This window comes from Alcanivorax sp. HI0083 (assembly GCF_001635175.1).
Window position 1 is genome coordinate 1 of record NZ_LWFX01000824.1, and the last position, 9211, is coordinate 9211.

At 59.0% G+C, this 9211-nt stretch carries 11 protein-coding genes; 6 read left to right on the top strand and 5 right to left on the bottom strand.

Annotation, left to right across the window (positions count from 1 at the left end):
* The 3 genes from A3754_RS07920 to A3754_RS07930 form a co-directional block, all read left to right on the top strand.
* The coding region (locus A3754_RS07920) for a GTP-binding protein (RefSeq protein WP_197468562.1) at positions 1-619 on the top strand (619 nt) is incomplete at its 5' end.
* 42 nt (positions 620-661) lie between these two features.
* Complete coding sequence (locus A3754_RS07925) at positions 662-991, top strand: multidrug efflux SMR transporter (RefSeq protein WP_063519254.1); 330 nt, start codon at positions 662-664, stop codon at positions 989-991.
* 44 nt (positions 992-1035) lie between these two features.
* Entirely contained in the window at positions 1036-3192 is a 2157-nt protein-coding gene (locus A3754_RS07930) for an acetyl-CoA hydrolase/transferase C-terminal domain-containing protein (RefSeq protein ID WP_063519255.1), read from the top strand.
* Between the two features lie 61 nt (positions 3193-3253).
* On the opposite strand, the gene A3754_RS07935 is transcribed toward A3754_RS07930, so the two are convergent.
* The 5 genes from A3754_RS07935 to A3754_RS07955 form a co-directional block, all read right to left on the bottom strand.
* On the bottom strand, positions 3254-3784 hold the full coding sequence (locus tag A3754_RS07935; protein ID WP_063519256.1) for a DUF4282 domain-containing protein: 531 nt from the start codon (positions 3782-3784) through the stop codon (positions 3254-3256).
* The gene (locus A3754_RS07940) at positions 3778-4815 is read right to left on the bottom strand and encodes a DUF2804 domain-containing protein (RefSeq protein ID WP_063519257.1); all 1038 of its coding nucleotides are present in this window, start codon (positions 4813-4815) and stop codon (positions 3778-3780) included. Before A3754_RS07940 ends, A3754_RS07935 begins: the two co-directional genes overlap by 7 nt.
* Complete coding sequence (locus tag A3754_RS07945) at positions 4812-5624, bottom strand: DUF1853 family protein (RefSeq protein WP_063519258.1); 813 nt, start codon at positions 5622-5624, stop codon at positions 4812-4814. The genes A3754_RS07940 and A3754_RS07945 overlap by 4 nt, the downstream gene beginning before the upstream one ends.
* Positions 5624-6184, bottom strand: coding sequence for a PadR family transcriptional regulator (locus A3754_RS07950; RefSeq protein ID WP_063519259.1), 561 nt, complete (start codon positions 6182-6184; stop codon positions 5624-5626). Before A3754_RS07950 ends, A3754_RS07945 begins: the two co-directional genes overlap by 1 nt.
* 232 nt (positions 6185-6416) lie before the next feature.
* Positions 6417-7106 (bottom strand): hypothetical protein, encoded by a 690-nt coding sequence (locus A3754_RS07955; RefSeq protein WP_063519260.1) that lies wholly within the window; start codon positions 7104-7106, stop codon positions 6417-6419.
* A gap of 172 nt (positions 7107-7278) precedes the next feature.
* On the opposite strand from A3754_RS07955, the gene A3754_RS07960 reads away from it, so the two are divergent.
* The 3 genes from A3754_RS07960 to A3754_RS07970 form a co-directional block, all read left to right on the top strand.
* Positions 7279-7746, top strand: a complete 468-nt coding sequence (locus A3754_RS07960; RefSeq protein ID WP_063519261.1) for a YbjN domain-containing protein — start codon at positions 7279-7281, stop codon at positions 7744-7746.
* Positions 7747-7765: 19 nt separating this feature from the next.
* The gene (locus tag A3754_RS07965; protein ID WP_063519262.1) at positions 7766-8431 is read left to right on the top strand and encodes a 2OG-Fe(II) oxygenase; all 666 of its coding nucleotides are present in this window, start codon (positions 7766-7768) and stop codon (positions 8429-8431) included.
* On the top strand, positions 8389-9211 hold an 823-nt coding region (locus A3754_RS07970; RefSeq protein WP_197468563.1), incomplete at its 3' end, for a hypothetical protein. The genes A3754_RS07965 and A3754_RS07970, both read left to right, overlap by 43 nt.

A 9211-nucleotide genomic window follows, 5' to 3' on the forward strand; every position in this document is an offset into this window, starting at 1 on the left:
TGCCGAGCATCCGGAAGTACTGGAGCAAATCCATAGCGCCGATGCGCTGCTGCTTTCCAAGACGGAACAGGCCGAGCCCACGGCCGTGCAGGCGTTGCAGGCGCAGCTGCACGGGCTGAATGCAACGGCGCGGCAATACCGGCTGGATACCAACTTTCCTGACGCGAGCTTGCTTGATGAATCGCTCCCGCGTCGTTGCCGGGTGACTGGCCTGTTTGCCCCTGTGGAGGGAGCGACGCTTGCCGCTCAGTCACTTGCGCTGGTTCCCGCGGAGAAGCAGGCGTCCCGCCATAATCTGTTCAGTGCCTCGCTGCGCTGGCCCCATGGTCTGGACTGGCCATTATGGCAGGCCGCGCTTCAGCAGCTGCAGGCACAATGTGGCGATGCATTGGTGCGAGTGAAAGGGTTGTTGCGGGTGAACGGGTTGGATGGCCCCATGCTGGTTCAGTGGGTGGCGCAACAGACGCCGGAGATGACACCACAGAACCGGTGGCCGGATCAGGACACCGACTCGCGCCTGGTACTGATTGTGCGCCACCCTGAGGCTGACTTCCCGGCCCAACAGCTGGCACGCTGGGAGGCCTTGTTGAATCAGTTGCAGGCTGCCCCTTCGGCCTGAATGTCCGGCCTGATCAACTCGCTTGATTGTTGCGGAGTCCCTATGGGTTACCTGTATTTGTCCATCGCCATTGTGGCTGAAGTGGTGGCTACCTCGGCGCTGAATGCGTCCCAGGGGTTCACCCGGTTGTGGCCATCAGTGGCCACCGTGGTGGGCTATTCCATTGCGTTTTATGCCCTTTCCCTGACCCTGCGTACGATTCCCATGGGGATTGCCTATGCGGTCTGGGCTGGAGTGGGTATCGTACTGATTGCGCTGGTGGGCGCGCTATTCTTTAAACAAATGCCCGATTTGCCCGCCATGCTGGGGATGGGGTTTATTATTGCGGGTGTGGTGTTGGTCACGCTGGTGTCCAGCGCTTCCAGCCACTGAATGGCACTACATTAATTGCGCTGAATGAATGACAAGGAGAGGTCGTGACGGATCGAATCAATCAGGTAGAGCAGGCGGTAGACCGGGTTATTGAGGCCACAGGTGGAGAAATTCGCCTCGCCATGCCGCTGGGGCTGGGTAAACCCAACCGGTTTGTGAATGCACTTTATGCACGTGTGGAAGCGGACCCGTCCTTGAGCCTGGATATCTATACTGCTTTGTCTCTGGGAAAACCTGGAGCGGGCAGTGATCTGGAAAAACGTTTCCTTGACCCCTTTGCCGATCGGTTGTTTGGCGACTATGAAGCGTTGAGCTACCTGGCGGCGCAAAAGCGTGGAAACCTGCCCGCCAACATCCGTGTCTTCGAATTTTTCGTGCAGCCTGGCAGCATGCTGGGCAGTGATGTGGCTCAACAACATTACATCNGCAGCAACTACACCCATGTGGCGCGGGACCTCAATGCGCGCGGTGTGAATGTGGTAGCGCAATTACTGGCTCACCGGCAGGTGGACGGTAACGACGAGTACAGTTTTTCCTGCAACCCGGAAGTGACGCTCGACCTGATGCCCTTGCTCAAGGCCCGCCGGGAAGCCGGTGAAACCATCGTGGCCGTGGGGCAGGTGCATCGGGACCTGCCCTTTATGGGCAATGATGCCCGGGTGGACGATTGGCTACCGGAGATGGACCTGCTGGTGGATGACCCGGAAGGCCACACACGGTTGTTCAGTACCCCGAACATGCCGGTGAATATTCAGGACCATTTTGTCGGCCTGCATGCCAGTACCCTGGTGCGTGACTGTGGCACGCTGCAAATCGGTATTGGTGCCCTTGGCGATGCGCTGGTGCATCATCTGCGTTTGCGCGAGCAAGACAACCCCCGCTATCTGAGTGCGTTGAAAGCCTGGGGTGTGCCACCTGAGCATGACGCCTTGATTGAGCGGGAGGGGGGCACCGGGGTTTTTCGTGAGGGCCTCTACGGTTGCAGCGAAATGATGACCCATGGCCTGCTCACGTTGATTGACGATGGCATCATTCGCCGCCCGGTCTATGACTGGGCACCTCTGCAGCGTCTGGAAATGCACAACCCGGCAACGCCGGGGCTGGCGCTGCTGGATGCCCTGCGCGAGCAATCGGCCATCAGTCGGCGGCTGGACCGCGCGCAACTACGCACCCTGAAACGGTTTGGTATTTTCCGCGACGGCATTAGCAAACATGGTGACGAACTGCAGCTGCCCAATGACGTGACCGTGCCCAATGATCTGGACGATCGCACCACCCGTGAAGCCTTGAAGGCGGTGTTCGGTGAAAGCCTGGCCGGGGGGGTGGTGATGCACGGTGGCTTTTTCCTGGGGCCCCAGGATTTCTATGCGCGCTTGCGGGAGATGACGGACCAAGAGCGCAATAGAATCAACATGACGCGCATCAGTTTCATCAATCACCTTTACGGTGATGAAACCCTGAATCGTTTGCAGCGTCAGGATGCGCGTTTTATCAATACCGCGTTCACGGTCACCTTGCTGGGGGCGGTGGCCTCGGATCAGATTGACGATGGCCGCGTGCTCAGTGGCGTGGGCGGGCAATATAACTTTGTCAGCCAGGCCCATGAGCTGGAAGGCGCACGTTCCATTCTGATGGTGCGGGCGTGGCGTGAACGCGGCGGCGAAGCCATGAGCAATGTGGTGTTCAGCTATGGCCACAACACCATTCCCCGGCACCTGCGCGATATGGTGGTTACCGAGTATGGTGTGGCGGATCTGCGTGGCAAGACTGATGAAGAAGTGGTGATGGCCATGTTGAACGTGGCCGATAGCCGTTTCCAGGTGGAGCTGATGGAACAGGCCCAGGCGGCGGGCAAGCTGCGCCAGGATTATCAGATTCCGGAAGCGCACCGGCGTAACAATCCTGAACATTTACACGAGATAGCCGAGCGTTGTGGCAAGCCGAGCTTCCCTGTTTTCCCGCTGGGTACGGATTTCACCGAGGTGGAGCAGCGCTTGATGATGGCGCTCACCTGGTTGAAAGAGAAAGTCAGTCACAAGGAATATCTGAAGCTGGGCCGCAAAGCCTTGTTCCACGAAGGAAGCCCGACAGAGTTTGCCGCTCCACTGGAGCGTATGGCGCTGACGGATCCGGACGGCGTGCGTGAGCATATTTTCCAGCGGTTGTTGTTGACTGCGCTGGAAGCGACTCAGGAAAAATAGTGCACGGTACTCCGTGCTTGTCAGTGGGGCACAGGCTAAGCCCGCCCCACTGACAGGAGAGTTATTTCTTTTCGTCCTTATTGTTTTCCTTGGGTGTTTTCCGGTCCGGGCGGGCGCCGCCGCCGGACAGGGCGCGCCAGAAAGGAATGCGGCGGGTTACCGCAACCATTTCGTCAACGCTGTCGCTGATGCCTGACAGGCGATCCACCGTGTCACGCAGTCCTACCAGTTCATCCACATGTTCGGAGATTTTGAATACCACCATGTAGAATTCCAGCAGGGCGCGTAGCACCGATGCGGCGAACAGGAAGGTGAGTGGGGCGGCGAAGAAAAAATAGAAAATCCCGCGCCATGTCGATGCCATAAAAGCTTCCACGCACAGATACAGCAGGCCCATGGCGATGGCGGTCAGGGCAATGCCGTAGACGCCCGGCATGACCTGAATGATCATGTATTTATCGAACTTGAAGTTGAACAGTTCGCGCCAGTATTGCACTACCCAGAAGCATCCCCGGCGGATTTTTTCGTTGAATTTTTCCGGTGCGGACGGCTGGAGGGTCTCCTCGTTGGCATCGCGTTGTTGATCTACCATTTTGCGTACTGCTCCTCGACAAAACCGTAGTGGCGTTCGATTGGCAGGCGGCGCCCGTCATCCAGGCGAAGCTCGCCATCGAAGTGACCAAACAGCTGATTGAAATTGCTGGCAAAAAGCCCCAGGTTAAGGCGCTCTTTGTGGTTTCCGTTGGGGGTGAACTGAAGGTGTACCCGGCCGCACAGGCTGCGGATTGTCCAGGGTTGCATCAGCTCGTCACGGTTGTAATCAAATATCACTCCGCCGGTGGGGACCATGACATCATCAATCCACAGGCAGTTTTCCGAAAAGGTTGTCTCATTGACACCACAGGAAAGGTTGAGCCCGACCCGGGTATCACCAACCCGGGTAGATAGGCAGGCCCAGTTCCAGAATGTTTCACGGCGCATATAACCGGCGGAAAAATCATGGTGGCCATTGGCGTCGATGTCGCTCAGGTCGGTGTGCTTGCCCTGGCGTTGCAACGAGCCGGTGACGGCTTTGCCGGCTACCTTGTTGGCATAGACCCAGCCGTTAATGCCGGTACGGGTGCACAGGGACATGGGCTGGTATGTGGGGCCCTCGTCCATATGGGCTTGCAGTGCCAGGTCATCCAGCTTGATCGACAGGCTTTTGCTCAATGCTCCCTGAGCGTTCTGTTCATAGCCCAGACGGATATCCACGTTTTTTTGCCGGAATACGCTTTCGCCCTGTTGCGGTGACGCGGACATGCGCAGGTCCCTGCCCAGGGGGGAGCGCCAGGTGTATTCGTGCAGGGCGCCGGTTTGCGGCTCAAACAGGTAGAAAAAGGCCATGCCCAGGTAGCCGGTATGGGCAAGGGCGCAACCGGCCAGCAACTCATCACTGATGATGCCGAAATACTGGAACTGCTTGTAATGAAAATGCCGGGCAAAGGAAGAGGCCGGTTTGCCCATCGGGGTGCGGTAATCCGCCGCACGACCGTTAATGTTTGCCACGGTTTCCGGGAAGACACCGAAAGCAACTCGGCCCTGGTTGTCCACCAGTGCCGGCGGTTGTTGTTGAAATGTCATGGGGTTGGCCAGCTGACAGGAACAATAAAGCCCGGTTGGTCATGGTGAGGGCCCGTGACCATGAGCGCGCGTGAATGGCTTTCAACATAGTCAATCACGGTGGCGCGATCAACGAAATTGGTACCTTTGTCTGACATAAACGGTGTGGGCCAGTACGGTCGTTCAATGATTGACCAGGGGCCGTCCTCCAGCTCGTCGGTGGTGCGCCACCAGCCTCGCTCGTGCCCGGGGTTTGGTTTCACACCGGTGGGAGGGATAGCGCGGTGGTAGAATAGCCTGCCGCGGGTCAGCAGAGCCTGGCCGTGCACCTCCCAGCCTTGTTCGGCCAGTTGGGCGCGGGCCACGTTCGATCGGGAACGTGGTAGTTGCTGCTGATAAAGGTGATGGGCCTTGCGGGCCAGGGTGTCGTGGCGATTGGGGCCATACCATTGCTCGGCGGTGGCCAGGTAGAATTTGAGCGCCAGCTCCCAGTGCCACAGCTCGCCGCTCTGCCGGTCACGCACCAGCATGTCCAGTTCCCCCAGGGTGCGGCCTTGTTCGCGAATAGGCAGGTTGCTGGTAATGCGCTCCTGGCCCTGGCTGGCATCCACCAGGGCCGCGACCCACTGCTCGAAGATCAGCCCCAGGCGGCGCGGGCCGGGGTGGGACTGTAATCGGGTGGCGGCGTTATGCAGTAATGCCGGATCGGCTTGCAGCTCTCGTTGCAGCAGATGTCCGGCATCGTGGAAGGGCGAGCAGGGTAACAGGGCGGGAGCCTGAACCAGCCAGCCAAGCTGGCGGAGCAGGGTGTCTGTTGCGTTGTGAGTCATTACACCGATGTGGGCACCGATACTGGCTGCTCTTCACGTTTTTTCAGGGCACTGCGAACCTCGTCGGCCCAGTGCAGCCAGGCCTGCTGATCAAGAATGCCCCGGCGCAGGGTCAGATAGGTAAACAGGTCACGGTCGCGGCTGGTGTCATCCAGTTTGCTGGCCAGTGACTCGAAGGTGTTCAGCCGTTCACGGCGCAGGTCGGCCTGGTCGTCCAGTTCCCGCAGTATGGACGCGCTGTCGGACAGATCGCCGCCGGCAATCTTGACCATGAACGCATCGCGGATGCGCGGTGGTGCGGCTGGCTTGCGAAGCCAGCGAATTAACTCGTCGCGTCCTTCATCCGTGATCCGGTACAGCTTTTTGTCCGGTTTGCCGTCCTGGGGGATATGGCGATATTTCACCATGCTCTGGTCGTTGAGCTTCCCCAGCTCCAGATAGATCTGCTGGTGGGTGGCGTTCCATACCAGCCCGATACTGTTGGCAAATTCGCGAGCGAGGTCGTAACCGCTGGCTTCCTGGTCTTGTAATAGGACAAGTATGGCATGGCGCAAAGACACGGCTCACTCCTCGTTTTTTTGTGATGTAATACCAATTTGATAGTAGAGAGCTGTGTAGTTGCTGCGCAATCCGTTGAATAAGTAGTTTTGTAAAAACTTGGTGAAGTTAGCCTACAGGGGTCGGCAAGTGTAAGTATTTGTTATCAAAAGAGATGCAGTGTGTAGGCCGTGTAGCGGATAAAGGAAAGCGACGTTGCACTTTGATGTCAGTGCAACGTCAGCGGGGGTTGTCTTAGCGGGTGCGAGGGGGAAAGGGGAGCAGCATGCTCTCCTGATATTGCGCTGAGGCGAGCAGCTGCTCCGGGCCCAGCTTGGGGATCAGGTTATTTATCAGGCTGCGGCTGGCCTTGCGGGTGGTTTCCACGCCCACGCTGGCGACTTTGCGCAGCACCGGGCCGAAGCCGAGCAACGCCATGGGCTTTTCGAAGTACCAGTCGATGGCTTCATCGGTGAGGGTGAGCAAGTAGGCGGTCAGTTCGCGACGGGCCTTGTCCTCTTCCCCTTCCTGGCACAGCCGGGTTACGTCCTTGCATTGGGCACAGAGCGCCTCGCTAATGGGGAAGGCGACATGCCAGTGGTCGCCGTCGGTAGCGGGGTGGCGCACCTGATCCATATAGTCGGCGGCGGCCTGGTTCTGTGTCAGGTCCATTTTTTTTGCACTGCGGCCGATCACCAGGTGAGTGGTCTTGCTGATGGTGCTGCAGGTCATGTTGACCACTTTGAACATGCCGGGGCTCAGGTCGGCGGCTTGTGCAGCACGGGTAATGAATGCAGCCAGCGCTTCCTCGATAAACTGGGCCATGATGGCCTCAATTTCCTTGGGTTCCGGGCGTTTGGCGCCGCCCTTCATGCGTTGAATAAAGGCGTCGGTACGCTGGTGAAGGCTGTCACTGGAGCGGAAGGCCACGTGGGGAGTTGTCATTCTTGTATTCCTTTCAAGCAATCAGGCACGAAAGCCCCATCTTACCCAGCAGATATTCGGGGATGAATGACACAAAGTGGTGGCCGGGTGGCTATTTCTTTTTCCGGGCGAATGGCAGATGATTCGCGACCGGCAAGAAACCCGCGTTTAGAGCGGGTCTGAGGAGAATGTCATGTTAGGCGTCGTCAACGCGGATGCAGACCAGGTCAAACGCTGGTTGCAGCAAGCCAATATCCAGCACTACATCTGTGAACATTGTCATGCACTGCACCTGTCTGAATTACAGGGCCGTGAAGGAGTGGTGGATGCGCGGCTGTTCGTGGAGGAAGACGGCATCCTGCTGACCAGTGAGCTGGAAGTGCGCCCGGCGACCCTGTTTGCGGTACAGGCGGAACTGAGCCGGTTGAATATGGCGTACCCGTCGGTGAAGCTGTTTCTGGATGTGAATGATGATTCCCTGCCTCGCCTGGTGGTATGTGACCTGTTGCTGGGCCGCAAGGGGGTGAGCTTTGAGCAGTTCATCTATTTTGTGCAGGCAACCGTTGATGCTACCTCGCAATTGCTGGATGAATGCCAGGAAGAAGGCTGGCTGCTATGGCCGGACGACTTTGATTCTGACGCCAGTGGGGCGTTGCACTAACAACGAGAGGGCACGGCCAGTGCATGATAATGCGGATCTGTTGGGCGGGGTAGGCGGCAGTCCACTCGATGGCCTGATTGATGGGCTGGCCCGGCAGGGTTTCGCGGTGGCGCCCGGGTATTTCCCGGCGGCGCTGGTGCGGGCCTTGCGCGAGGAGGCGTGTTACAAGGACCAGCATGGTGAGTTTCGCCTTGCCGGCATTGGCCGTCGCCAGGAACACCAGAAGGATACCCGCGTTCGCAGCGACCGCACCTGTTGGCTAAAAGGTGACTCGCTGGCTCAGTGTCAGTTGTTTGAAGGGTTGGAAAGCCTGCGGCTGGCGGTCAATCGCGAGCTGTTCATGGGGTTGTTCGAGCTGGAATCCCACTTTGCCATTTACGGGCCAGGGGATTTCTACCAGCGCCATGTGGATGCGTTTAATGGCAACAACGGTCGGTTGCTGTCCGTGGTGCTTTATCTCAACGATAACTGGCAAAGCGAATGGGGCGGGCGCCTGCGCATCTGGCCGGAGGCGGATGCAACCCGTGTGGCCACTGAGGTGGAGCCCCGTGCGGGCACGCTGGTGGCGTTCCTCAGCGAGAAAATTCCCCACGAAGTCTTGGCAGCTACCCTGGAACGCTACAGTATTGCCGGATGGTTCCGTTGCAACAACACTACCGCCGACTGGCTCGATCCGCCGCGCTGATACTGGGCTGCCTGCTGCTGCCGCATCCGGTAGCTGCAGCGTTATGTGCGGAACCGGGTCGTGATGGAATCATGCCGGTTGGCAGCACCATCAATGGTTATTTCTCCGGTCCGGACAACCAGGCGTTACCTCCGGGCACCCGTACTTTGACGCTGACCCATTCCCGTGGCCGGGCTGTGCTGCAGCCCGGCGATCTTGCCCTGTTAATGCAGGTTCAGGGCGTCCCCATCAACACATCCAACTCCGCCGCTTACGGCCAGATACGTACCGATGCGCCTGCCTCGTGGGCGCAGGAATGGGTGCGTATTGAGCGGGTGGACGCCGATCAGGTGCGCATTCTCGGCGCGGGTCCGGGGGGCGGGCTACACCATCATTATGAGAATGCCCCGGCTAACCACGAACAGGGTCGCCGGCGCTGGCAGCTGGTGCGGGTGCCGCAATTCGACAGCCTGCGTCTGGAGCAGGACTTGGCTGCATTGCCCTGGGATGGCGTCACCGGCGGGGTGCTGGCAGTGGATGTGCGCCGCCAGCTGGATCTTAATGGCCATAGCCTGTCGGTGCGCGGCACGGGTTTCCGCGGAGCGCCGGCGGTGTCGTTGCAGGGGGCGTTGGGGCGGCCGGATGACTGGCGCTACAGCACGCCCAGCATAGACGATCAGGCGGTGGGCTATGGCCATCATGGCAGCAAGGGGGAGGGCCTGGCAGGCACGCCTTTACTGCTATTGCCCGCTGCGACGATGGGCTACCCCCAGGGCGATATGGCCAGGGGCGCGCCCGCCA

Coding starts and splice junctions, on each gene's coding strand:
- A3754_RS07945 (WP_063519258.1), bottom strand. CDS start 5,624: ATGACTCACAACGCAACAGACACCCTGCTCCGCCAGCTTGGCTGGCTG.
- A3754_RS07940 (WP_063519257.1), bottom strand. CDS start 4,815: ATGACATTTCAACAACAACCGCCGGCACTGGTGGACAACCAGGGCCGA.
- A3754_RS07935 (WP_063519256.1), bottom strand. CDS start 3,784: ATGGTAGATCAACAACGCGATGCCAACGAGGAGACCCTCCAGCCGTCC.
- A3754_RS07925 (WP_063519254.1), top strand. CDS start 662: ATGGGTTACCTGTATTTGTCCATCGCCATTGTGGCTGAAGTGGTGGCT.
- A3754_RS07955 (WP_063519260.1), bottom strand. CDS start 7,106: ATGACAACTCCCCACGTGGCCTTCCGCTCCAGTGACAGCCTTCACCAG.
- A3754_RS07960 (WP_063519261.1), top strand. CDS start 7,279: ATGTTAGGCGTCGTCAACGCGGATGCAGACCAGGTCAAACGCTGGTTG.